This is a genomic window from Rhizobium sp. P43 (genome assembly GCF_056730705.1).
This window is the reverse complement of the sequence record NZ_CM161539.1, coordinates 1,541,223-1,564,564: the sequence shown is the minus strand read 5'-3', so window position 1 is coordinate 1,564,564 and position 23,342 is coordinate 1,541,223. Positions and strand designations below refer to the sequence as shown.

The window sequence follows — 23,342 nt, the reverse complement described above, 5'->3', positions numbered from 1 at the left end:
ACGGCAACGCGATGATTGCGAAAATAGGCCCCGACGCGGTGCTGCCGGATCTGCTGCGCAGGATCGCGAAAGCCGAGGGATGCAGCTTGGTTAACGCACCGACGCCGAACGGTTTGAGATGCGGCTTGCGCTATGCTCGATAAAATCCTGCTCGTGCTGACGGCGCTCATGATCCTGGCCACGATCGTGTCTGCTAGCGTGCAGGTGTGGCGGGCGCTGTGAGACAAGAGGAGCTTGTGCAGCACTCATTGGCCGGCAAAGAAGCGCAATGCGTCAAAGATGGCCATCGATAGGGTGCCGAGCGCTACGGCCGTCGCCAATAACCTCTCAATGAATCCAAGTCTGCTGACGGTTTGGATCCTCTGGCCATCCCAGTAGAGGTTATGGTCACCATCAACCCCCACACGACCAAGACCGTCGAACGATATCGGACTTACGCCTTTAGGCCAGTGTGCAGGCGCCGGATCCTCAGACTGTGAAGGACCGTCACTCTCGTTTAAGTCGATGTGCTTCATAACCAACACCCTCCTTTAGTCTCGAAACAAAAAGACCCTCCGGATCGCTCCAGAGGGCCTTTCGCATTACAGCCCGAAGAAGGCTACGATCGAAGCCCAGCTGATCCTAAGATCAAGCTTCAGTCGGATGGTCTTCCTCGACTGGCTGGCTTCGAGAAGCAAAGAAGCGTTCATACGCATCTCCTATTCTCTGGGCGAAGTCCTTGATGAACCGCGTACCGCCCGCCAGACTTTTAGGGAATTTCCAGATTGCAACAGCCCTGGTCGCTTCCCCATGCGCGGCTGTCCCGAGTTGTTGTAGAACGTAGGTTCCGGAATGTCCGGTTGCAAGCCCCCGGCCTACAATCTTCACAGCTTGGGAAGCTAACAAACCCGCGGCCATCTCATGCGCAAAACTAAATCTTGATTTTGAACATTTATTCAAAATTACCAAATGAAAACAACGAATAAATCAAAACAGGCGCATGCTCGCTTTGATTTATTTTTAGGCGCCCCATGATTCCTGCGGGCGTTTGGCTTATATGCCCCTGTGTCGCCTAGTCGACACTATAGCAAGCCGCACGACGGCACGCGCCAAGAGCCGGATAACGGTCGGCGCTTTCGAACCTACGAGAACCATTGTGAGAACAGCAGAACAGCACCGCGCGGCCGTGGCCGCTTGGCGTGAGCTCGCGCCAGCGAACGACTCTGAAATCTTCACTACCCCAAGAAGTTCATCACCTCGCCATGCCAAGCTGTCGGATGACTTGGCTGTACTTCTCAAATGGCGAGCAATCTCCCGCCCGCCAGCCGAACCCTTGCGAACGAACTGGTCAATCATCCCCGCGAATGACAATCTAGCTGAAGATGAACAGACGGAAGAGCCCGCACCGCCCATTGTTGAATGCGAGCACGAGGTACGCCCGACCGTTGGGGCGCTGTTGACTGCGGTCAAGAACGTTAAGTTCGCCCCCAATCGGCCAGGCCTTATTGATCGGCAGCCGATTGGGGGTGATATCGAGAAGCGCGCCGGTAAGATTGTCAGGCTTGGCGAACTACGATTTGGAACTATGCCGACCGTCGCGGACGGCACGACTACACGACCCGGCAACGACCGACACATCATCACGTGGCGCGGGAAGCGACCAGTGGACCGTTTTGGACGAGCCAAAGGGGCGGACATCAATAACGACGAAGAGTTGGCCCTCAGGGAACGGCTTGCGGATTGGCTCGGCTGTTATCCAGGCGAATTCATACCGCAAACCCCGAAAAGCAGAGCGAACGCGAGAGCGCGCGCGGCTCGCGTCAGGGGGAAGGCATTGCCGCCTCTACCACCGACCACCATGTCGCTGAACGACGCAAGGGCCTTTGTAGGGCTTCCTCCAGTCGAGCAGGAATCCATGCCGGCCCTTCCAACTGGCTCGATTGACGTCGGCAACATCTTCTCATCGTGGGTGGCCGTGCCGAAGAAGGCGAACCAAGGCGCTATGATTTTTGACGATGACACCTTTGTGGATCGGGCCGAAGTCGCATCAAAGCTGCCCCCACAAGACGTGGCCGTCCTTGATGCGGCGCTAACCGCACGCAACATGGCAGAGGTCGGCAACGTAATCGGTTTTGCTGGAAAGGTGGCGGAACGCAAGGGACGGCAGGCGCTTGAAGAAGCATGCGCCAGACTCTCAAAGGTCCTACAGGCCGCCTAGTCCCATTCTGCAGACTGGCGCGGATATACAATATAGGACCTCGTAGGGTTCCACCTCGCCAGCCTTCGGGCTGGCTTTTTCATTCCCCATTTGCTGACCACGGAAGTACTGGCAGCAAATACCATCCACCCGTGACGGCGACGCCGGGTGTTGATCGCGCACCGGTCGGGCTTCATGCCTGGCTGGTTGCTGCGCTCTTCCTTTCCTCTGAAATCTGGAATTTCAACATGAACAAAAAACCGACTTCCGCAGAGGCGGAGGAGGTCATTGCGAGCGAGCTCGCGGTGGCCCCTTCGGTCGTCCGCGACACCGTCCGCCGGCTGCGGGAAGCTGACCGCATTTCTTCCGGTCGCAAAGCTACATTCTCCTCTCGCGAGCTTGCACGCATTATCCTTGCGCTGTCGGCCAACCGCGCCGTTACTAGCGTCGCCAGCGAGATGACGACGGGCGATCTGCCGCGAACCGCTGGCAATGGAGCCATCAATGCCGAGACGGAGATCACCGATCTGCTTGACCAGGCAGCTGGCCTCGCGGGTGGCGACATCGACTTCAGGTCTGGCGACGTCTTCGTCTCCGAATCAAATTTCGTCACTGTTGCTGCTCGTCGCTTCCATGGCGACCCCGTCACCCGCATCTACAAGCGCGGCCACGGCACTCCTGATCGCATGATCCGGCTGGCACTCATTCCGCTGCCAACGCTGAAGCGCCTGGCCACACAATTGATCTCGTAAGGAAACCCTCATGCGAAAAATCCCACGGCCTGAGGATCACTCAGCCGAGCTCGCGGCTCTAGTCGAACGGCAGACGCAGCTTATCCAGCGACAGGCCACCATTCGCCAGGAGCAAGGCGCTATCCACGCCAAGGCTCAGACGCAGCCCACAGAACACAAGGACCGCGTCGCCGCCCTGGTGGCCGGCATCTCGTACGAACCTCCTGCAGACGATCGTGATGCGCTGGCGCGGCTGGTGCGTGAAGACAGGGACATCAAAGACGCGCTGGACGAGCTCGCGCTCAAGAAGAACGAACTGGCGCGACGAGCTTCCTACGAGATCTCGCAGCTATTCCGGTCAGAATACGACGCAATCGTCGCGGAATTCTACGGCGCCCTATGTGCCGCTGCGGCCGCACAATGGAAGATCGGCGCACTGCGCACGGATCTGATGCGAGCAGGTGTAGAGCCATCTGGCCTCGTCGATGTCGGCCGCGACTTCTTTGGTTCAGCGACAGACAGGAATAACGACCTGGCGATCGACCTGCGCAAGGCGGCGCGCTCCGGCATCATCAAAGAGATTCAAATCCCAGCGGGGTATCGCTAATGCAAACCGCAACCAAAACTGACGACCGCGGCCAGGCTATCGAAGAAACTGAAAACAAGGTGCTCGTGCCGGCGATCGGTGAGAAAGCGGCTAAGGCACTCCGCACGTGGCTGGAGCGGAACAGTGGAAAACAAAAGTAGCTTCTTCCGACCAGTCGTGACCGCAGATGGCGCCTTCTCCGGATACGGGGCAGTGTTCGATAACCTCGACAGCCATCGTGACGTCATCCGCCGTGGCGCGTTTGAAAAGTCACTCCGCGCCTGGCGGATCAAAGGCAGGTTTCCGGCGATGCGGTTGATGCACGGCAGCGCTGGCAACCCATTTGCATATGACGACCTGCCCGTCGGTGTTTGGACCGTGATGCGCGAGGACAGCAAAGGGCTTTGGGTCGAGGGGCGACTCTTGGCGCTCGAGACGGACATGGGCAAGCGCTTGCTGAGCCTCATGCGCGCGGGCGTCCTCGACGGACTGTCCATCGGCTTTATTCCGGAACGCACCTCAGTGGGCAAGGGCGGTGTCAAGCGCTACCTGGACGAAATCGACCTTCGTGAGCTCTCAATCGTCGACGAGCCGAGCAACGACCTAGCGCGCGTTGTCGCAGTGTCAGACTACGACGAGGCTGCGGAACGGGTCAGGCAAGCCCTGTCTGCGGCGTCCGCTAAGTCCGGTCCATCGGATCCGCTCGAGAAGATGCGGGCAGCGCTGGCCAAGCTGTGAGGGCACCGGGGGCCTTCAGTGTTCGGGCGTCTCAGGCCGCAGGACCGGTGCGGTCCCACATCGTGTATTCGCCTTGCCCCGGTTCACATAAAAATTGGAGGCCCTGATGGCCAAGGAAACTGCGGCTTTCAGGGCGCCAAAGCACCTCGAAAAGCCTACTCAAACATGGGTAAAATCGGTCGTTTCTGACTTCGATTTGGAAGAACACCACTTCAAACTGCTCGTTTTGGCCGCGGAAGCATGGGACCGTGCGAGTGCGGCCCGCCGTGTGGTCGAGGTTGAGGGGCTGACCTACGACGACCGCTTCGGCCAGCCTAAGGCGCGTCCTGAAGTGGCCATCGAACGAGACAGCCGGATTGGCTTCGCCAGGCTGCTGCGTGAGCTCGCCCTAGATGGCGTCGACACCCCGGAGACACCGCGCCCGCCGCGAACCGCAGACTACGGGAACCGCCGCTGATGCCCGTTCGTCGCAAGGTGAACCGACGGCGCGCTTCTGCGTCACTTGAAGCGTGGGCAATCTACCTGGAGACCGGCCACGACTATTTTGACGACCTACCGTCGGCTGGCGTGTCAGTCGATGAGACCGGTCACCCTTCAATGGAAGAGGCAGCCGAGGCCTGGCAAGCCTACGCTGACGATCTCTTGGCCATCTGGGCTAAAACCCGCGTGCACCACGAAAAGGAACCGTGGGCCGTAGAGCAGTTCGGCCCACCAAAAGCGAGGTTGCGCAGATGCCGGTAAGACGCAGGCAAAACAGGCGCGCAAATCGGGCGGATTTTGATGTTACGCCCGCGATGCTGGCCGCGTTTAAGGCCTATATTGAAAGCGAAGAGACTGCCGCTTGGCCGGAGCAATGGCGCCTGCATGGCGTGCTCGCAGACGCGGGGGTGCTGGCGACACCGTTTTGCCCGCCGTTTGTCTGGCATCCGCGATCGTATGCCAACTGGGACGCTTGTCCGGATGCTGTGGCGATCTATCGGCGACTGGTGTCGGCCTAGCGTGTGCTCAACGGTTGGATGAATACCGATCGCGAATGTAGTCGTTGAAGTACCCGCCCGCCGACCTGGCGTTAATCAGTCCCTCATAGACACTTTCCGGCACGCCATAATAGTCGTACGGCCCACCGCTCTCAACGAACCAGATATGGAGTGTCCGAGTGGCGGCGGTGTATTCGGCCTGCCGGATAGCTGATGATCGCAGTTTTGGCATTTCATCCTCACAAGCTTTGGTGGCTGCCGTCGTCGGTCCGGATTACGAGCCCGGATTAAAAGTCAAATGAAAGCTGGCCAGGCCAGGAGCGAAAGTGCGAGCAGACGTGTTCTAGACGTCCAAATCTGCGCCGCACATATGCGCGAACTTTCACGACTTTAGACTTCAACATGCCAGGCATGTCATTGCCTCCTTTCTCTACAAAGCAGGATCATTCCTGCCGCTCAGGCCACTATTGGCCTTGCGCCGTTTGAGCCGGCTTGCGCCGCGAGAGAAGGTTGACGACGGCAACCACCGATAGGCTGTCACGATTCGCTAAAAATGGAAGCAATCGCGCACTAATCCCCACCAATTCACAATCACCCCGTGGCCACCGCCGCGGCGGGCAGTCGTGCGCAAAGAAGGAGGCCATATGGCAGCCACAGACCTAGAGAAGCTGATCGTTCAGCTTTCCGCCGACACTCGGCGTTTTGAAAATGCGATGCGGAAGGCGACCGGCGTCGCCAACAAACAATTATCCACGATTGAGAAGCGCGCACAAAAGTCCGCAAACACCATCGGCGCGACGTTCGGCCGCCTTGGCGGCGCGCTTGCAGCCGGGTTCGTGAGCGGCGCGGCGCTGCGGAATGCGCAAGAGTTGATCGACACAGCTACGCAGATCCAGAACGCACTGAAGGTTGCCGGCCTTGAGGGCGAGGCGCTGACCAGTGTCTATACGCAGCTGTTCGCGTCGGCACAGAAGAATGCCGCGCCGATCCAGTCGCTCGTCGACCTGTACAGCAAGGTTTCACTTGTCCAGAAGGAGCTCAACGTCTCCAACGAGGACTTGATCAAGTTCTCCGGCAATGTGGCGCTTGCCCTTCGTGTGGCTGGTACAGATGCCACAGCGGCCAGCGGCGCGCTCCTCCAGTTGAGCCAGGCGATGGGCGGCGGGGTCGTTCGCGCCGAGGAGCTGAACTCGGTGCTAGAATTGACTCCCACGATCGCCCAGGCGGTTGCGGCTGGCCTCACGGAAGCGGGTGGATCCGTTGCGAAACTCCGGCAGCTTGTCGTCGATGGCAAGATATCCTCGGAAGCTTTCTTCCGCGCGTTCGAAGCCGGTTCGGTCATCCTAGAGAACAAGGTCGCCGGCTCGGTCCTGACGGTCGGCCAGCAATACGAAAAGCTGCGCAATACCCTCGTAGACGTGGCTGGCCGCATCAATGAAGCGACGGGCGCGAGCGACAAGGCCGGCGGGGCAATTGAGCGACTTGGCGGCGCCGTCGAGGTGCTTGGCGAAATCATCGTAAGAATTGCCAACGGACCTATTGGCCAGTTACTCGGACAGCTGGACGAGCTCGACGCAAAGGCGCGGTCGGTCCTTGGTTTCCTCAGTAATTTCTCACTCAACGATGAGATCTTCTCTACCCTCATCGCACCCGACGCGACTGCATCCGCTGAGGCCGAGATTGCTTCCCTTGAGGGCGAACTCAAGACCCTACAGGAGCGGATCGCTCTCAACACAGAACTTGGCTTCGACAACACCGGGGCGCTAGCACGCATCGGCGAGGTGCAGGACGCGATCAATCAGGTTCGGGCATCAGCGGGCGGCCTGACGCCTGAGGCAATTCAAGACTATGCGGCGCGCAACGGCATCGGCCAGGCGGCACCGAAGTCGGGGCGTTTGCCGGCCGCTCCAGCCGTGGTCGATCCGGTCAGCATCAAGGATTTCGCGGCACCATCTGGCAGCAAGTCGGGCGGCGGCGGAAGTGCCGGAAGCAAGTCAAAGGCTTCCGATTTCAAGCGCGAAATCGAGCAAATCAAGGAAGAAACTTCCGCCCTCATGGCGCAGACGGAAGCGCTCCGCGTCCTTGCCCCACTGATTGATATGGAGACCCTATGACGGGATTTATCGTTAAACCGTTTCACGATCGCGTCGAGATCCTGAGCGATGGCGCTCTGTACTCCGAAGACGGCATACTCCTCGGCACTGCCGAGAAAGTGATCCCCTCTGGACTCGTCCCGCTGGCTGTTGTCGGCAGCGGCAGCACCAAAGATATCGCTTTACTTTCCGAAGTGGTCTTGATGGCTGCGGCGGTTACGCGGTCTTTCGATGAGACGATTGAAATGCTGCAAAACGCGCTTGCCGACATCGCGCTCGCGCCAAACGACGATACTCGGCTTCGGCTCGTAGTTGCCGGGATTTCGGAAGCTTTCGGGCCCGTCGCCTACATAGTTTCGACATTTGCGGAGCTTGGCAGTGATATCCCGGCGTTTCATCTCGAGCGGAAGTTCTCAATCTTCGCTCAGGGTGCCAGACCGACTCCTGAGCAGTTTTCAGTGTACGGGCGGCCGATTGATCTGGACCACGGCCTTGAGCGCGACGGCGTTTTTCTGATTGGCGCCATGCGTGAGCAGAAGATTCCAAGCCCCACAAATCCCGACGCGCCGCCTAAGCACAATATTGGCGGCCATGTCGACCTAACTGTCATCCGTGCCGACGGTATCACCAGCAAGCGGTTGCACGAGTGGCCGGACGTGGTCGGTCAGCCGATCACGCCGGCCGCCTAAAACTACCCAAACCCCAAAACCCCAACCCACCACAACGCCGCCGCCGCGACGATCGCGGACGCGCGCGAAGGATATGACATGGCCCTAACTAAAGTTTCTGCTAAAATGCTCGACGACGATGCTGGCGGCGGCGCTGCCAATGCTCGCTTGGACTTAATTGAATCGCAGTACGTCATTGTCTACCCGACGGGCGATACGACTGACAGGCTGACCGATCTAAACACTGCGTACGCAGCAGCCCTGGCCGCCAAAAAAGATCTTCTCCTTGTCGCAGGAGACTACTACCTGTCCAACACTTGGAACTTGTCGGACACCAACAATGTGAAGGCGCCTTCTGTCATTGGATATGGCGAGGTTCGGCTGCGGGCTAGTGGAAGTCAACAGTACATCGTCTCCATGGCGCCAAATCCGGCGATGACGACCAAGCCGTTCACATTCCGGCAAGTCTTCGGGACACAGGAAAACCCGATCATGCTGATCGGCCGAACTACGGCTTTCACCGGAACAATCACAAACGGATCTGCTGTCATCACTGGTATTAGCGACGTTGGCGCTACTGGTCTCGTTGTCGGCGATCGCGTACGGGATTGGACTGACACTTTCCGGTTCAAGTTTGCCATCACGGCCGTCGGATCCACCTCCATAACGGTTGCCAGTGGTCTAACGGGAAGCAGAACTGTAACGCTTTACGGCGGCAAGACCGAAGGCGGCTTGCTCATGCGCAATGTTGCGCACGCCAAGGTGTATGTGGCTGTTCGAGACGTGTGGGGTTCGGCAATCAGGACCGAGTGCGCGGTTCTGTGCGAAATCATGCCGCACGTTTCCGCGAATGCGTGGGGATTCATCATGGATCCGACCACGGGCCTCTTCATGGACCGCAACGCCTCGCTTAGCAACACTACTGCTTGCCGTGTTCTTCACCCGATCATTGAGGGCGTGTCTGGGTTCGGCATCCGATTTGAGAATTGCACCGCGACAGAGGTTGAGTTCGGCACGTCCGAAGCCAACGGTGGCGGAGTTCTGATCAGTGCCAACAGCGAGAACAACGTTGTCCGCGGGATCTTCATGGAAGGTAACGGCGCGAATGGTGACGTCAGCTGCCTGGGAAAATACAACACTCTGGAGCAGTGCAGAGGTGCGGACGGAGTGTGGGGTTGGGGCGGCAACAACAACAAGCTTGATGCCTGCTTCTGCGGGCAACTAGGCGTCAGCGGATCGCGCAACATTGTTTACAACACCAGGTGGCGTTCCGGGTTCTCCAACTCAGGCGCAAACACACGCATATACAACAGTGCTTCAGAGGCCGGCGTCTACGTTTCCGATCAGTAAAGAAACCGAAGAGGATTACCGGACGTAACCCAGACCAAGGGATATGGTACTAGCAAACGTAGGCTTCGTATTTGCCAGTACCCACATTAACATAGGCACAGCGGTTGGTTTCTGCAACCGCTGTGCCTATTTGCTTACTTGCAACCCTTGGATTTTAGGGTGTTCTCGATGGCCTGCACCTTGCCCTTAGCAACGGCTACTTGACCTTCCTTGTCACCACCGACGGCAGACGACATCGGCACGCCAATTAGGAAGACGCCGACCGCGTCCCCCGTGGCGGCTTCGTTCTGTGCCTTTGAGACTGCCGCAAGGTTCTGCTGCTCCCGAATGAGCTCTTGGCCAAGGCTTTCGCACGATTGGCTCTGATAGACCGCCATAGGAATGTCGACAGGCACGATGGCGTCGGGGCGCTTGGCGCATGACGTTAGAGCGACCAGCGTAGCCGCGGCGACGATTGCTTTTTTCATGATTGCTCCCCAGCAGTGTTGTTTAGCAGAGCGTACCGTCGAGGTTGCGAGTTGGGAAGCCTCTTTTCAGGCTTTTCCTGACAGCTTTTTATCGCGCTCTCGCTTCCATTTTTGGAGATCAGTTTCTTTCCCGTTCTCACGTTCCCACTTCTCATAGGGGTCTTCATCGCCAGCTAGCCTGCTGATCTCGTTCAGTTTGGCGTCTATCGCCCGCTTATCCCACTTGCGCGTGCCAGGGATGGACGGCGGCATCTTGTGGCTGGCCACCCACATTGAGAAGGTAGTCGGGCTGATGCCACAGTATTCGGCGGCTTCCTTGCGGCCGATTAGGCGGGGTTCGTCAATCATCGGCAAGCTCTAGCTTGGCTTTGACGCGAGCAAGCGTGGAGCCGTGAGCAACAGCGGTATCGTACTCCCGCTCCACGCGCTCCAGCAGCGGCATGAGCTCGGGGTAGCGATCGACGAGTTCTGCCGCCATGAGAAGGTGCTTTCGAAGTCTCGCTTTGCGCGTCCTCATTTGCGCCTCCTGCTAAATTGCCCCAGCCGCTCTTCGCCGTCGACTGCGGCAAAGCCGGCCGTTAAGCCAAAATACCCGTCATAGAATTTCATGACCAACGGGACCGGCCGTCCGTCATGCAGTGGGTCAACCCGCGGGAAGCCTTCGCGCTCGAGTTGCGGGATGACTGTCTTCATCCACATGGCCGCGCGTTCCTTGCCAACGATGGCGACGGCCAGCTGTTGGTCTGTTGCGAAGAGTGGGAGCGTCGATAGCGGCGAAGTCATCGGAGGCGTCTGTCTAACTGGTCCATAACGCAGACCTAATGCTGCGAAATGGATTGAGTCAAGACATTGTAAAATCTATATTTTTGACAAATTTGTGGAACGGGTCAGACCGCGATTGACTGGCTCTAACCGCCGGCGCCAAACGGACCGTCCTTCATCTCGCGATACTGAACGGTCTCTTGGGTGTTCGTATCGATCGAAGCTGTCACTGGCACAGATAGGCGGACGCCTGGGCCGCCTGCTGCGCTCGTCGTGCGTTCGTCGATGAAGGTAACGCCAGCCTTTTCAAGGGCGGCCCGCAAGGCGCTGATAGTCGATTGCTTTGCGTCATTCCCGTTCTCGATGCGGGAAATCGTGTTCGCTGTAATACCGGACAACTCCGCTAGTTCACGCACACCTATGTTGAGCGCCGCACGGGCCATCCGCAGTTGAATTGGCAACATTTTTGTACCCTGTCCAAATGCGCGTTGACAGAAAACCAAAACCTAGTATTTTGATGACAGTGTACAAATGCAGCGTGACAAACACAACACGAGCCGCTGAGTGCGGTTAATAAACAGTTAGCACGAGGAGCCAGGACATGCAGACGGCAAGCAAGAGAATTGAGTTTGACCCGCAGGACATTGATGCAATTCTTGATCGCATCGCCGCACGGCGCGGCGTTAGGCGCCTTTGCTCGGCCAGGCGCTGCATCATCAGCGGAAAGGCCTTCGCGATGGGCCTTGATGAAGATGGCTCGATTGTCCAGTTGAGCGTCGATGAATGAAAGCCACGGTCCCGTAGCTCAGCTGGATAGAGCACCTAACTTCTAATTAGGTTTTGTCGCAGGTTCGAATCCTGCCGGGATCGCCAAGACAGCGGCGCGTAGACACCACCTCGCGAGGCTACCAACCTCAACGAAACGCCGCGGCCCGCTCGTCGAGAGACTTGAGCGGGCCAAATCTTGGGAGGGCAGGGGTGGCTATGCCTTATTCAAGTCCTCGGTGACTGTGACTTGAACGATGTTTCCGTAGGTCTCTCCCACCATGGCCATCATCTCGCCCACAGTGTGGGATGCGCTGGCCGTCCATGTCTTTCTGCTGGTGAAGGTGCGGTATAGATCTTCGCCGTTGCGCGGATCGATTCCGTCGGGCTGCGTCATAACGATTTCTGCCGTGAAAACGTATCGCTTCTCTGCCATGTGGTTCTCCTTGAATCGCTTGACCGACAATAAACGCAAGTCGCGCCGAATGGCATAAGGCCCTTCCATTTCCACATGCGCGTGTGTCATGTGTCGCGCGTGTGCCGTAAAACCTCGCGAACGGCACAAAAAAGGCGGTAAATCTCGTTAAAGATTACCGCCTTTTACGATGGCTACACCATTGAAATCGTTAAGACTTCGGTGGTGAGAGCGCAGGGATTCGAACCCTGGACCTACTGATTAAAAGTCAGTTGCTCTACCGGCTGAGCTACGCTCTCCCGTGCGGTTTTTGCGCCGCCTCAAGAAGTGCGCGGAACATAGGCAGGTGACCCCGGGTGGTCAACCGCAAAAATACAGTTTTACCTGCAAAATTCAGCCCCGTTGTCGCAGCCTACGCAATGGTGATTGGCAAGCCGGGGGTCGCGGGATTAGGAAGGGCGGCAATATGGGTTCCGGAGTTCGTCGTGTCGATTGCCGATATTTCTTTTTTCAGCGCGCTTCTGGCCGGTGCCCTGTCCTTCCTGTCACCCTGCGTCCTGCCGCTGGTGCCGCCTTACCTGTGCTACATGGCGGGAATCTCGGTCGACCAGTTCCGTGACGGCGACCAGGCGCAAAATGCCGCTGCACGTCGAACGGTTCTTTTGACCTCGCTTGTCTTCACGCTCGGTTTTGCCACCGTCTTCGTGTCGCTGGGGGCAGGAGCCTCGACCATCGGCGGCCTGCTTCGCCAACATATTGACATTCTGTCGAAGATCGGTGGGGTCATCATCATCGTGATGGGCCTGAATTTCCTCGGCCTCTTCCGGCTCGGTCTCCTCTCCTCGGAATACCGATTCGCAGGCGGCGGTAAGCCCGCAACCCTCTCGGGTGCCTATGTCATGGGCCTGGCCTTTGCTTTCGGCTGGACGCCCTGCATCGGGCCGGTGCTCGGCGCGATCCTCGGTGTGGCCGCCTCGAAGGAAACCGTTGGTGACGGAGCCCTTCTGCTGGCCATCTATTCACTCGGCCTTGCCGTCCCCTTCTGGATCGCTGCGGGCTTCTCCGGCCCTTTCATGCGCTTCCTCACCAAATTCCGCCGTCATCTCGGCCATGTCGAAAAGGCCATGGGTGCTCTGCTGGTGCTGACCGGTCTTGCCTTCATCTTCGGCTATGTCTCGGACATGGCGATCTGGTTCCAGCAGACCTTTCCAATCCTGTCGCAAATCGGCTAAGTCCGGAAAGGGCGCGCTGAGGCGACCCGAAGGAGACTGCGGATGGCCGAAATTGTCGCGCTGGTACTGCCGTTTTTCGGCTTGATCCTGATCGGCTATGTCTCCGGCAGGCTCGGCGATCACTCGGCACAGGCGCTCGGCTGGCTGAACTTCTTTGTCATTTACGTCTCCCTGCCGGCGCTCTTCTTCAAGCTCGTTTCGCGCACGCCGATCGAGCAGCTGACCCGCATCGACTTCATCGCCGCCTGTCTGGCCGCGACCTACACCATCTTCGTGCTGGTGTTTGCGATCGGCCGTCTGTTGCGTGGCAACACCATCCCCGAGGCAACCGTCCAGGCTCTTGCCGGCTGTTACGGGAATATCGGCTATATGGGCCCTGGTCTGGCGCTGCTCGCGTTTGGAGAAAAGGCGGCCGTTCCCGTGGCGCTCGTCTTCTGCTTTGAAAATGCCGCCCATTTCATCGCAGCTCCGGCCCTCATGGCCTTTGCCGGCGGTGACAAGCGCCCGCCGGCACAGCTTGCGCTGGATGTGGCCCGTAAGATCCTCACCCATCCTTTCATCATCGCGACCCTGGTCGGCTTTGTCGCGGCAGCCTTTGCCTATGAGCCGCCGCTCGCCCTCCAGCGGCTGATCGATTATCTCGCGCAGGCGGCAGCCCCTTGCGCGCTCTTTGCCATGGGTGTGACGCTCGCCTTGCGTCCCCTCAAGCGAATCCCGGCCGAGATCGGCTATATCGTGCCGATCAAGCTCGTCGTGCATCCGGTTCTGGTCTATGTCGTCCTGAGTTTTGTCGGCAATTTCGACCCGCTCTGGGTCTATACGGCAATCCTGCTTGCCTCGCTGCCGACGGCAACGAATGTCTTCGTAATCGGCCAGCAATATGCCGTCTGGCAGGAACGCGCGTCAGCCACGATCCTGATCACGACGGTCCTTTCGGTGTTCTCGGTGTCGGCTTTGCTCTTCGCCATCACCCACGGCCTATTGCCGCCCGACCTTTTTCCGTAACAGGGACGGCAGGCTTTTCAGGCCGCGACCGGGGGCAACACCTTCCTGCATGACCAAGTTGCGCAGCGGAGCGACGCTCGCCAGCACCTGCAGCCCCGCAGCCCTCAGCATCTGTACCGGCAGGAGGCCTGACAGCAGCGAGCGGTTGAGCAGGTCGACACTCGCCGTGCGGCTTGCAATGTCGAACCGCCGCTTCCGGTCAAAACGGTCGCCACTGTCGCCAGGAATCGGTGCCGAGCTGGGATCGATCAGGATCTCTTCGAGGGCTGCGATATCACGCAGGCTCAGGTTCAGTCCCTGGGCGCCGATCGGCGGGAAGGCGTGGCCGGCCTCGCCGATGAAGGCGACACGACCCTGGCCATAGCGCGTGGCGGTCATGCCCGACAGTGGCCAGGCCTGCACCCCGTCTTCGACGGTGACCTTGCCGAGCATCGATTGCATCCGCCCTTCGACCTCAAGCGACAATTCTTCGCTGGTCAGCCCGGTCAGGCGCTCCGCCTCCTGCGGCGCCACGACCCAGACCAGGCTCGAGCGCAGGCCCGGCAGCGGAACCTGTGTGAAGGGACCGGATTCCGTGTGGAATTCCGTCGAGATGTTCTGATGCGGCAGGCTATGGGTGAAATTCATCACCACCGCCGTCTGCGGATAGGACCAGGTCTTGACGCCGACGCCGGCGCTTTCACGGGTCTTCGAGCGGCGGCCGTCGGCGCCAATGACGAAATCTGCCGTCACCGTTTCCCCGCCGCCCAGGCCGACTGTCACCGCATCGCGACCCACATGAATGGTGTCTGCCGAAAGCGGCTTGCGGGTGATCAGGCCTTCCTCGGCAACCGCCTTGCACAGCCTTTCGATGAGGGCCGCGTTGGGAACATTGTAGCCGAAGGCGTCGAGCTCGATCTCGGCGCTACGGAAGGCGACCGTGGGTGCGCGCAGCAGCCGCTTGGTGCCGTCGATGATCTGCATGACCTGAAGTGGCGCCGCGCGTGCCTTGAGGTCCTGCCAGAGCCCCAGACGTTCGATCATCGCCAGCGATTGATCCATCAGCGCCGTTGTCCGGCGATCCGAACCATCAGGCTCGGGTCCGATCAGAACCACGCGCCGCCCGCCGCGCGCCATGGCGATGGCAGCGATCTGGCCGGCCGGGCCTGCACCGATGACGGCAATATCGAATTGCTGGCTCATGAGGGAAATTCCAGTTGATCTTCCAATCGTTATCTAGAACTCAGAAGGCATAAAATCCATGGGCCCAAATGGCGCAGCCTGATTAAGGGCCCTCTGCCGAAATCAGGGCATAGGCGAGCACCTGTGTTGCAAACCGCGTCATTTCATCCGATACCGTTCCCTCCGAAGTGCCGCCGACTGGAGCAGGGATGAAAATCTTCAATTACAAGCGCGTGCCTTACGCCGAGATTCGCGCCTTTTCGGTCCATATGCTCACCGCTTCCGGATCCTTCCTCGCCTTCCTCGGCGTTGTTGCCGCGGCCGAAAAGCGTTTCGTCGACATGTTCTGGTGGCTGGGGCTTGCGCTGCTCGTCGACGGCATCGACGGTCCGATTGCCCGCAAGGTGCGCGTCAAGGAAGTCCTGCCCAATTGGTCCGGCGATACACTCGACAACATCATCGACTATGTCACCTATGTTCTTCTCCCGGCTTTCGCGCTCTACCAGAGCGGCATGATCGGTGAGCCCTGGTCCTTCGTCGCCGCCGGCCTGATCGTCGTGTCGAGCGCCATCTATTATGCCGACATGGGCATGAAGACGGACGAGTATTTCTTCTCCGGCTTTCCCGTCGTCTGGAACATGCTGATCTTCACGCTCTTCGTCATCGATGCGAGCGCCACAACCGCGCTGGTTGCAGTTTTGCTGTCGGTCTTTTTGACCTTCCTGCCGATCCATTTCCTCCATCCGGTCCGCGTCAAGCGGCTACGCCCGCTCAATCTCGCGGTCTTTCTGTTGTGGTGCGGTTTCGGCGGCTATGCGCTGCTCCTCCATTTCGAATCCCCGCAATGGGTGGTGGTCGGCACCATTGTCACCAGCATCTATCTCTACGTCATCGGCGGTATCCTGCAGTTTTTCCCGGGGCTCGGTCGTCGGGATTGATGGTCGGCGAACGCGTCTGGGCAAAACCAAAAAAAACTTTTGCCTATATATTGTGCGCTGCCGCAAACCGGTTATGAATTAAGCGATGGACCGGGCGCAAGACCCGGCCGATGCGCATGAGAGTGCAAGGGGGACCTGTGCCGCAACAACCGCCCGAGGGCGAAAAGCCGCTTTTGACCGTGCGGGGCCTCACGAAGCTGTTCGGCAGTTTCAAGGCCTGCGACGGCATTGATCTCGACATCGGCCACGGCGAGATTCACGCCCTTCTTGGCGAAAACGGTGCTGGCAAATCCACCCTCGTAAAGATGTTGTTCGGCATCCTGGCGCCCTCTGCTGGCTCGATCAGCTGGCAGGGCAGAGATCAGGTGATCCCCAATCCGGGCGCCGCGCGTCGCCTTGGCATCGGCATGGTTTTCCAGCATTTTTCGCTGTTTGAAGCGCTGACCGTTGCCGAAAACATAGCCCTGTCGCTGGATGAGAAAATCTCCATTTCGGAACTGTCGAAAAAGGCTGCGGAACTCTCGGTCGCCTATGGCCTGCCGCTTGATCCCGACGCCCATGTCGCCGATCTCTCGGTGGGCGAGCGCCAGCGCATCGAGATTGTCCGCGCGCTGCTGCAGAACCCGAAGCTCATCATTCTCGACGAGCCGACATCCGTGCTGACGCCGCAGGAAGCCGACAAGCTGTTCGAGACCCTGTTCAAGCTGAAGGCGGAAGGGCGTTCGGTTCTCTATATCAGCCACCGCCTCGAGGAAGTGCAGCGCATCTGCGATCGCGCCACCGTGCTTCGTCACGGCAAGGTGACCGGCGCCTGCGATCCGCGTCAGGAAACGCCGGCCTCGCTCGCCCGCATGATGGTGGGCGCCGATGTCGCGGGTGTCGAAAAAGTCGAGCCGCCGGCGGATGGAGCGATCCAGCTGCAGGTGACCGACCTCTCGGTTAGCCCGCGCACCCCCTTTGCCATGCCGCTCAAGACGATCTCGATGACGGTCAAGGCAGGCGAGATCCTGGCAATCGCCGGTGTCGCCGGCAATGGCCAGAGCGAACTCTTCGACGCGCTCTCCGGCGAATATCCGGTGAGTAACGCCGATGCGATCCGCCTGCGCGGCAAGTCCGTCGGCCGTCTCGGCATCAACGAACGTCGCCTGCTCGGGGCCGGCTTCGTGCCGGAGGAGCGACACGGCCATGCGGCGATCCCCGCCATGAGCCTGTCCGAAAACCTCTTCCTCTCGCGCAATGCATCCGATCGCGCCGCCTACCTCTCCGGTGGCAAGCTTGGCCTCATTCGCCACAGCCTCGTGCAGCAGGCGGCGCGCCGCATTTCCGAAATGATGGATGTGCGCAAGAGCGGCGACGACCCCGCAGCCGGATCGCTCTCGGGTGGCAATCTGCAGAAATTCATCGTCGGCCGCGAACTCGATCGGCAGCCCTCCGTGCTCGTCGTCAACCAGCCGACCTGGGGCGTCGACGCCGGTGCTGCAAGCCGCATTCGCCAGGCCCTCGTCGATCTCGCCAAGGCCGGCTCTGCCGTTGTCGTGATCAGCCAGGACCTCGACGAGATCTTCGAAGTCGCCACCTCGATTGCGGCGATCTCCGAAGGCAAATTGTCCGACGCCTATCCCGCCTCGACCATGACCCGCGAACGCATCGGTATCCTGATGGGTGGCGTCCATGGTCTTCAGACTGCCCCGGAGGCGGCCCATGCGCATTGAACTTGAACGCCGTTCCCGCCAGTCCAGTCTTTTCGCCATCGTCTCGCCGCTGCTGGCGCTGGCGCTGACGGTCTTCTTCGGCGGCATCATGTTCGCCATGCTGGGTAAGGACCCCGTCTCGGCGCTCTACAGCTTCTTCATCGAGCCGTTGCTTGAGGTCTGGTCGCTGCATGAACTCGCGGTCAAGGCGGCACCGCTCATCCTGATCGGTGTCGGTCTCTCCGTCTGTTATCGTTCCAACAACTGGAACATCGGCGCCGAAGGCCAGTTCATCGTCGGAGCCATCGTTGGCTCGATCCTGCCGATTACCTTCTACGAATGGTCCTCGCCCCTGCTGCTGCCGATGATGATCGTGATGGGGGCCATCGGCGGTGCAGCCTATGGGGCCATTCCGGCGCTCTTGAAGACCCGCTTCAACACCAATGAAATCCTGACCAGCCTGATGCTGGTCTATATCGCCCAGCTCTTCCTCGACTGGCTGACACGCGGCATCTGGAAGGATCCGGCCGGGTATAACTTCCCGCAGTCGCGGTCCTTCGTGCCTGAGGCCGTGCTGCCGGAGATCCTCGATTCGGGCCGCGCCCATCTCGGAATTGTCTTCGCTCTGATTGCCGCCGTCGCCGTCTGGTTCATGATGCGCTACACGCTGAAGGGCTTTCAGGTCGTGGTGCTGGGCCAGTCGGAGCGAGCAGGGCGCTTTGCCGGCTTCTCCTCGCGCAAGATGGTCTGGTTCTCGATGATGTTCTCCGGCGCGCTTGCGGGCCTTGCCGGCATTTCGGAAGTCTCGGGCTCGATCGGCCATCTCCAGCCGACGATCTCGCCCGGCTACGGCTTCACCGCCATCATCGTTGCCTTCCTGGGCCGTCTCAATCCGCTTGGCATCATCGCCTCGGGCTTTGTCCTGGCGCTGACCTATCTCGGCGGCGAAGGAGCGCAGCTCTCGATCGGTGTCTCCGACAAGGTCACCCGCGTCTTCCAGGGCCTTCTGCTCTTCTTCGTGCTCTCCTGCGACACGCTTATTCTCTACAAGGTGCGCATCGTCTTCGATCGTGCCCGCAACACAGTGTCGAAGGAGGCCTGACCATGTTTGAAGCCATCCTTCTGACCATCATCACCGCATCGACCCCCTTGGTCATCGCCGCCATGGGTGAACTGGTCACCGAGCGGTCAGGCGTGCTGAACCTCGGCGTTGAGGGTATGATGATCATCGGCGCGGTCTGCGCCTTCATCGCCACCAACCTGACGGGTTCGCCCTATCTCGGCGTTCTCGCGGGCATCGCGACGGGGGCCTTCTTTTCGCTTCTTTTCGGTTTTCTGACCCTCACCCTGGTTGCCAACCAGGTCGCAACGGGGCTGGCGCTGACGATCCTCGGCCTCGGCGTGTCCGGCATGATCGGCGAGAGTTTTGTCGGCCTCCCAGGCGTCAAGATGCAGCCGATTGTCATCCCGCTGCTCTCCGATATCCCGGTGATCGGGCCGATCCTCTTTGCCCAGGATCTGTTCTTTTATCTGTCAATCGCGCTCGTGATCGGCGTGAACTGGTATCTGTTCAAGAGCCGCTCGGGCTTGAAACTCCGCGCCATCGGCGACAGCCACGGCTCGGCTCATACGCTTGGCCTGCCGGTCATTCGCACGCGCTATCTCGCCGTGATGTTCGGCGGCGCCTGTGCAGGTCTCGCCGGAGCGCAGCTGTCGCTGGTCTATACACCGCAATGGGTGGAGAACATGTCGGCCGGCCGCGGCTGGATTGCGCTGGCGCTCGTAGTCTTCGCCGCCTGGCGGCCCTGGCGCGTCCTTGCCGGCGGCTATCTCTTCGGCGCCGTCACCATCGGCCAGCTGCATGCCCAGGCGCTCGGCATCGGCCTTCCTTCGCAATTTCTGTCCGCGCTGCCCTATGCGGCAACCATTGTCGTGCTGATCATAATCTCCCATAATCGCCGCACGACGCTGATCAACACGCCGGCTTGTCTCGGCAAGCCGTTCGTGCCGGATAGATAATCAAAACAAAAGCTTCAACCTAACCAGACAGGGGTACACTATGAAGAACTTCCTTCTCGCGCTTGCCGCTTCGGCAGCCGCCATCATCGGCGTTGCGGCACCCGCCGCCGCCCAGGACAAGACGAAGGTCTGCTTCGTCCATGTCGGTTCTAAGACCGATGGCGGCTGGACCCAGGCGCACGATATCGGCCGTCAGCAGCTCCAGGCCCATTTCGGCGAGAAGATCGAAACGCCTTACCTCGAAAACGTTCCGGAAGGTCCGGATGCCGAGCGCGCCATCGAGCGCATGGCCCGTTCCGGCTGCGCCCTGGTCTTCACGACCTCCTTCGGCTTCATGGATGCGACGCTCAAGGTTGCCGAGAAGTTCCCGGATGTGAAGTTCGAGCATGCGACCGGCTACAAGACCGCCGCAAACGTCGCGACCTACAACTCGCGCTTCTATGAAGGCCGCTTCATCAACGGTCAGATCGCTGGCAAGATGTCGAAGACCGGCGTTGCCGGCTACATCGCCTCGTTCCCGATTCCGGAAGTTGTCGCAGGCATCAACGCCTTCCTGCATGGCGCCCGCACCGTCAACCCGGAATTCAAGCTGAAGGTCATCTGGGTCAACACCTGGTTCGACCCGGGCAAGGAAGCGGACGCGGCCAAGGCTCTCTTCGACCAGGGCGTCGATGTTCTGACACAGCACACCGACACCACCGCGCCGATGCAGGTTGCCGAAGAGCGTGGCCTCAAGGCCTTCGGTCAGGCTTCTGACATGATCGCTGCGGGCCCGACCGCGCAGCTCAGCGCCATCCTCGACACCTGGGCGCCTTACTATATCAAGCGCACCCAGGCCGTTCTCGACGGCACCTGGACCTCGGGCCAGACGTTTGACGGCCTCAAGGACGGCATCCTCTCGATGGCGCCCTACACCAACATGCCCGACGACGTGAAGGCGATGGCCATGGACACTGAAGCCAAGATCAAGTCGGGCGAGTTGAAGCCGTTTACCGGTCCGATTAACAAGCAGGACGGTACGCCGTGGCTGAAGGAAGGTGAATCGGCTGACGACGGCACCATCCTCGGCATGAACTTCTACATTGAAGGTGTAGACGATAAGCTGCCGCAGTAATCGGCGATCAGTTGCAATTTCGAAAGGGCGCACAATGCGCCCTTTCTTTTTTAGTCGGCTGAAAATACGAATTTACTCAGATACGCACTTCACCACGTATGGTACTTCGTGTAACTAACCCGATGGTTACTGCATGAAGCGTGAGGTGGCATGCGCAAGGAAGAAGTTCGGGATCTCTGCGTCACCAGCCACCCGAAGACCAGCCATGCCCGCGTGGTTGAGAGACTGGGTGTGGCAATCGTCGGTGGCCGCTATGCCATTGGTGAGACGCTGCCCGGTGACGCGGAGCTTGAGCAAAAGTTTGATGTCTCAAGATCCGTGCTGCGTGAGGCCATGAAAACCCTTTCGGCCAAGGGGTTGGTCGTTGCAAAATCACGGGTCGGCACGCGCGTAACGGACCGTTGCCACTGGGACCTTCTGGATGAAGACGTGCTACGCTGGCACTTCGATACCGGTATCACTGCGGAATTCATCAATCAGCTCTACGATATTCGCCTCGTGCTGGAGCCGGCGAGCGCCGCTTTCGCGGCACTGAGTGCGACCCCAGAGGATTGCGCCGAATTGCGCGACTTCGCCCAGAAGCTTGGCGTGCAGGAGCCAGGGAGCGAAGAGTTGGTGCTCGCGGACCTGCGCTTCCACGTCTATCTGGCATTGATGAGCGGCAATCCGTTTATGGAAAGCATGGTGGGCTTCATCAAGGCCGCGTTGGCCGGGGCCTTCACGCTGTCCTTGAACGTGCCGGACGAGACTCGCAAGGACAGGATCGTCAAGGTCCATATGGCAATTGTCGACGCCATCGAGCAGGGTGATGCTGAAGCAGCGCGCCGTGCGACTGAAAACGTCGTGCAGATAGGTCGGAACAACGCCTTGGCGTCGCTTGTGAAGTCGGCCCCACAGCCCTGATCAATGGCTGTTTTGACTTGCGGTAGGTACCGCTCGGCGCTAGTGAACATCGCCGCCTCTCATGCCCGGAGCCATCTATGACCCGTAAATGCCTCGCCGTCGTGCTTGCCGCAGGCGACAGCACTCGCATGAAATCCTCGATGTCCAAGGTGCTGCATCCGGTCGGCGGCTTGCCGATGATCGCACATGTGATGACGTCGATTGCCGCGTCCGGTGTCTCCGACGTGACATTGGTGCTAGGGCGGGACGCGGAGAAGGTGGCGAAGGCGGCCTCGATCGACGGGCTGGATGTTGAAAGTGTCCTGCAGACCGAACGGCTCGGCACCGGCCATGCCGTCCAGATGGCCCGCGATGCGATCGTCCGTGGCTATGATGAAATTCTCGTCGCCTATGGCGATGTCCCGCTGATCACCGCAGCCCCGCTCAAAGCCGCGCGAGACGCGCTTGCTGGCGGCGCTGACGTCGCGGTGATCGGCTTCCACACCAAGAACCCGACCGGTTATGGCCGCCTGCTCGTTGAAAACGGCGAACTCATCGCCATCCGCGAGGAAAAGGATGCGACCGAAGCTGAGCGCGCCGTCACCTGGTGCAACAGCGGACTGATGGCGATCGATGGCAAGAAGGCGCTCGATCTCCTCTCCCGGATCGGCAACCAGAACGCCAAGGGTGAGTACTACTTGACCGATCTCGTCGAGATCGCTCGCTCTCTGGGCGGCAAGGCTGTCGCCGTCGATGCGCCGGAAAGTGAACTGACCGGCTGCAACAACCGCGCCGAACTCGCCGTCATCGAACGTCTCTGGCAGGAGCGCCGCCGGCATGAGCTGATGGTCTCCGGCGTCACGATGATTGCTCCGGAAACGGTGTTTCTGAGCCACGACACGGCGATCGGCCAGGATGCGCTGATCGAGCCCAATGTCGTCTTCGGCCCCGGCGTCACCGTCGAGGGCGGTGCCGTCATCCATGCCTTCTCGCATCTCGAAGGCGCTCATGTCGCCGCAGGCGCGACCGTCGGTCCGTTTGCGCGGCTGCGCCCGGGTGCCAACCTCGCTGAAGGCTCCAAGGTCGGTAACTTCTGCGAAGTGAAGAAGGCCGAGATCGGCAAGGGCGCCAAGGTCAATCACTTGACCTATATCGGCGACGCCGTCGTCGGCGCGGAAACGAATATCGGCGCTGGCACCATCACCTGCAATTATGATGGCGTGAACAAGCACGAAACGCAGATCGGGGCAGGGGCCTTCATCGGTTCGAACTCGTCTCTGGTGGCCCCGGTCAAGATCGGCGATGGCGCGCTCATCGCCTCCGGCAGCGTCATCACCGAGGATGTGCCAGCCGATGCGCTCGCCTTTGGTCGCGCCCGCCAGGAGATGAAGCCGGGCCGCGCCGCCGTCATCCGCGAACGCAATCTCGCGATAAAGGCGGCAAAAAAGGCCGCCAAGTAACTGCGTCAGCCCGATCTTCACCGCTTGTTATGCTGCGTTGCATTACGAGACGAAACGCAATTTGACCTCACGCACAATTGCCTATTGCGATGAAACCGCTAGGAAAAGCCGC

Annotated in this window: 27 protein-coding genes and 2 tRNA genes; 19 read left to right on the top strand and 10 right to left on the bottom strand. The window is 59.8% G+C overall.

Annotated features, from left to right (window positions below):
- Positions 1-245 precede the first annotated feature (245 nt).
- Positions 246-515 (bottom strand): hypothetical protein, encoded by a 270-nt coding sequence (locus tag AC1PUL_RS07740; protein WP_480467627.1) that lies wholly within the window; start codon positions 513-515, stop codon positions 246-248.
- A 620-nt stretch (positions 516-1,135) separates the two neighbouring features.
- On the opposite strand from AC1PUL_RS07740, the gene AC1PUL_RS07735 reads away from it, so the two are divergent.
- From AC1PUL_RS07735 to AC1PUL_RS07715, 5 genes are all read left to right on the top strand, one after another.
- The gene (locus AC1PUL_RS07735) at positions 1,136-2,197 is read left to right on the top strand and encodes a hypothetical protein (protein ID WP_480467626.1); all 1,062 of its coding nucleotides are present in this window, start codon (positions 1,136-1,138) and stop codon (positions 2,195-2,197) included.
- A gap of 227 nt (positions 2,198-2,424) precedes the next feature.
- Positions 2,425-2,928 (top strand): hypothetical protein, encoded by a 504-nt coding sequence (locus AC1PUL_RS07730; protein WP_480467625.1) that lies wholly within the window; start codon positions 2,425-2,427, stop codon positions 2,926-2,928.
- Between the two features lie 10 nt (positions 2,929-2,938).
- Positions 2,939-3,514, top strand: coding sequence for a hypothetical protein (locus AC1PUL_RS07725; protein ID WP_480467623.1), 576 nt, complete (start codon positions 2,939-2,941; stop codon positions 3,512-3,514).
- A 78-nt stretch (positions 3,515-3,592) separates the two neighbouring features.
- Positions 3,593-4,231 carry an HK97 family phage prohead protease gene (locus AC1PUL_RS07720; RefSeq protein ID WP_480467622.1) on the top strand — a complete coding sequence of 213 codons (639 nt, stop codon included), beginning with the start codon at positions 3,593-3,595 and terminating at the stop codon, positions 4,229-4,231.
- 106 nt (positions 4,232-4,337) lie between these two features.
- Complete coding sequence (locus AC1PUL_RS07715; RefSeq protein WP_480467621.1) at positions 4,338-4,688, top strand: P27 family phage terminase small subunit; 351 nt, start codon at positions 4,338-4,340, stop codon at positions 4,686-4,688.
- 548 nt (positions 4,689-5,236) lie between these two features.
- Here AC1PUL_RS07715 and AC1PUL_RS07710 read toward each other — a convergent pair.
- The gene (locus AC1PUL_RS07710) at positions 5,237-5,440 is read right to left on the bottom strand and encodes a KTSC domain-containing protein (protein WP_480467620.1); all 204 of its coding nucleotides are present in this window, start codon (positions 5,438-5,440) and stop codon (positions 5,237-5,239) included.
- Between the two features lie 412 nt (positions 5,441-5,852).
- Here AC1PUL_RS07710 and AC1PUL_RS07705 point away from each other — a divergent pair, with 412 nt between their 5' ends.
- From AC1PUL_RS07705 to AC1PUL_RS07695, 3 genes are all read left to right on the top strand, one after another.
- Positions 5,853-7,322 carry a tape measure protein gene (locus AC1PUL_RS07705; RefSeq protein ID WP_480467619.1) on the top strand — a complete coding sequence of 490 codons (1,470 nt, stop codon included), beginning with the start codon at positions 5,853-5,855 and terminating at the stop codon, positions 7,320-7,322.
- Complete coding sequence (locus AC1PUL_RS07700) at positions 7,319-7,990, top strand: hypothetical protein (RefSeq protein WP_480467618.1); 672 nt, start codon at positions 7,319-7,321, stop codon at positions 7,988-7,990. Before AC1PUL_RS07705 ends, AC1PUL_RS07700 begins: the two co-directional genes overlap by 4 nt.
- Positions 7,991-8,068: 78 nt before the next feature.
- Positions 8,069-9,319: a hypothetical protein gene (locus AC1PUL_RS07695; protein ID WP_480467616.1), complete on the top strand. Its 1,251-nt coding sequence runs from the start codon at positions 8,069-8,071 to the stop codon at positions 9,317-9,319.
- Between the two features lie 134 nt (positions 9,320-9,453).
- Here the strand turns inward: AC1PUL_RS07695 and AC1PUL_RS07690 are convergent, their stop codons facing one another.
- From AC1PUL_RS07690 to AC1PUL_RS07670, 5 genes are all read right to left on the bottom strand, one after another.
- Complete coding sequence (locus AC1PUL_RS07690; RefSeq protein WP_480467615.1) at positions 9,454-9,786, bottom strand: hypothetical protein; 333 nt, start codon at positions 9,784-9,786, stop codon at positions 9,454-9,456.
- A 66-nt stretch (positions 9,787-9,852) separates the two neighbouring features.
- Entirely contained in the window at positions 9,853-10,134 is a 282-nt protein-coding gene (locus tag AC1PUL_RS07685) for a helix-turn-helix transcriptional regulator (RefSeq protein WP_480467614.1), read from the bottom strand.
- Positions 10,127-10,303 carry a hypothetical protein gene (locus tag AC1PUL_RS07680; RefSeq protein ID WP_480467613.1) on the bottom strand — a complete coding sequence of 59 codons (177 nt, stop codon included), beginning with the start codon at positions 10,301-10,303 and terminating at the stop codon, positions 10,127-10,129. Before AC1PUL_RS07680 ends, AC1PUL_RS07685 begins: the two co-directional genes overlap by 8 nt.
- Entirely contained in the window at positions 10,300-10,569 is a 270-nt protein-coding gene (locus tag AC1PUL_RS07675; protein WP_480467612.1) for a hypothetical protein, read from the bottom strand. The genes AC1PUL_RS07680 and AC1PUL_RS07675 overlap by 4 nt, the downstream gene beginning before the upstream one ends.
- Before the next feature lie 125 nt (positions 10,570-10,694).
- Positions 10,695-11,012 (bottom strand): helix-turn-helix domain-containing protein, encoded by a 318-nt coding sequence (locus AC1PUL_RS07670; RefSeq protein WP_480467610.1) that lies wholly within the window; start codon positions 11,010-11,012, stop codon positions 10,695-10,697.
- Positions 11,013-11,149: 137 nt separating this feature from the next.
- On the opposite strand from AC1PUL_RS07670, the gene AC1PUL_RS07665 reads away from it, so the two are divergent.
- Together AC1PUL_RS07665 and AC1PUL_RS07660 are read left to right on the top strand one after the other, a co-directional pair.
- Positions 11,150-11,335, top strand: a complete 186-nt coding sequence (locus AC1PUL_RS07665) for a hypothetical protein (protein ID WP_480467609.1) — start codon at positions 11,150-11,152, stop codon at positions 11,333-11,335.
- Between the two features lie 7 nt (positions 11,336-11,342).
- Positions 11,343-11,421, top strand: a tRNA-Arg gene (locus tag AC1PUL_RS07660).
- Positions 11,422-11,530: 109 nt separating this feature from the next.
- Here the strand turns inward: AC1PUL_RS07660 and AC1PUL_RS07655 are convergent.
- Together AC1PUL_RS07655 and AC1PUL_RS07650 are read right to left on the bottom strand one after the other, a co-directional pair.
- Entirely contained in the window at positions 11,531-11,749 is a 219-nt protein-coding gene (locus tag AC1PUL_RS07655; RefSeq protein WP_480467608.1) for a hypothetical protein, read from the bottom strand.
- Positions 11,750-11,951: 202 nt separating this feature from the next.
- Positions 11,952-12,027: transfer RNA gene (locus AC1PUL_RS07650), tRNA-Lys, on the bottom strand.
- 186 nt (positions 12,028-12,213) lie between these two features.
- Here AC1PUL_RS07650 and AC1PUL_RS07645 point away from each other — a divergent pair.
- Together AC1PUL_RS07645 and AC1PUL_RS07640 are read left to right on the top strand one after the other, a co-directional pair.
- Positions 12,214-12,960, top strand: a complete 747-nt coding sequence (locus AC1PUL_RS07645) for a cytochrome c biogenesis CcdA family protein (protein ID WP_480467607.1) — start codon at positions 12,214-12,216, stop codon at positions 12,958-12,960.
- A gap of 42 nt (positions 12,961-13,002) precedes the next feature.
- Positions 13,003-13,965 carry an AEC family transporter gene (locus tag AC1PUL_RS07640; protein ID WP_298465473.1) on the top strand — a complete coding sequence of 321 codons (963 nt, stop codon included), beginning with the start codon at positions 13,003-13,005 and terminating at the stop codon, positions 13,963-13,965.
- Here the strand turns inward: AC1PUL_RS07640 and AC1PUL_RS07635 are convergent.
- Entirely contained in the window at positions 13,939-15,147 is a 1,209-nt protein-coding gene (locus AC1PUL_RS07635) for a UbiH/UbiF family hydroxylase (protein ID WP_480467606.1), read from the bottom strand. The genes AC1PUL_RS07640 and AC1PUL_RS07635 overlap by 27 nt on opposite strands.
- A gap of 188 nt (positions 15,148-15,335) precedes the next feature.
- Between AC1PUL_RS07635 and pcsA the strand changes: the two genes are divergently transcribed.
- From pcsA to glmU, 7 genes are all read left to right on the top strand, one after another.
- A complete protein-coding gene (pcsA, locus tag AC1PUL_RS07630; protein ID WP_298465479.1) occupies positions 15,336-16,064 on the top strand; it encodes a phosphatidylcholine synthase in 729 nt (242 codons plus the stop codon).
- Between the two features lie 116 nt (positions 16,065-16,180).
- The gene (locus AC1PUL_RS07625; RefSeq protein WP_480468527.1) at positions 16,181-17,776 is read left to right on the top strand and encodes an ABC transporter ATP-binding protein; all 1,596 of its coding nucleotides are present in this window, start codon (positions 16,181-16,183) and stop codon (positions 17,774-17,776) included.
- Positions 17,766-18,857: an ABC transporter permease gene (locus AC1PUL_RS07620; RefSeq protein WP_480467605.1), complete on the top strand. Its 1,092-nt coding sequence runs from the start codon at positions 17,766-17,768 to the stop codon at positions 18,855-18,857. Before AC1PUL_RS07625 ends, AC1PUL_RS07620 begins: the two co-directional genes overlap by 11 nt.
- Positions 18,854-19,774, top strand: a complete 921-nt coding sequence (locus AC1PUL_RS07615; protein ID WP_480468526.1) for an ABC transporter permease — start codon at positions 18,854-18,856, stop codon at positions 19,772-19,774. Before AC1PUL_RS07620 ends, AC1PUL_RS07615 begins: the two co-directional genes overlap by 4 nt.
- 40 nt (positions 19,775-19,814) lie before the next feature.
- Positions 19,815-20,888: a BMP family ABC transporter substrate-binding protein gene (locus tag AC1PUL_RS07610; protein ID WP_480467604.1), complete on the top strand. Its 1,074-nt coding sequence runs from the start codon at positions 19,815-19,817 to the stop codon at positions 20,886-20,888.
- A gap of 150 nt (positions 20,889-21,038) precedes the next feature.
- Positions 21,039-21,791 (top strand): FadR/GntR family transcriptional regulator, encoded by a 753-nt coding sequence (locus tag AC1PUL_RS07605; protein WP_480467602.1) that lies wholly within the window; start codon positions 21,039-21,041, stop codon positions 21,789-21,791.
- Positions 21,792-21,868: 77 nt separating this feature from the next.
- Positions 21,869-23,230: a bifunctional UDP-N-acetylglucosamine diphosphorylase/glucosamine-1-phosphate N-acetyltransferase GlmU gene (gene glmU / locus AC1PUL_RS07600; protein ID WP_480467601.1), complete on the top strand. Its 1,362-nt coding sequence runs from the start codon at positions 21,869-21,871 to the stop codon at positions 23,228-23,230.
- Positions 23,231-23,342 lie beyond the last annotated feature (112 nt).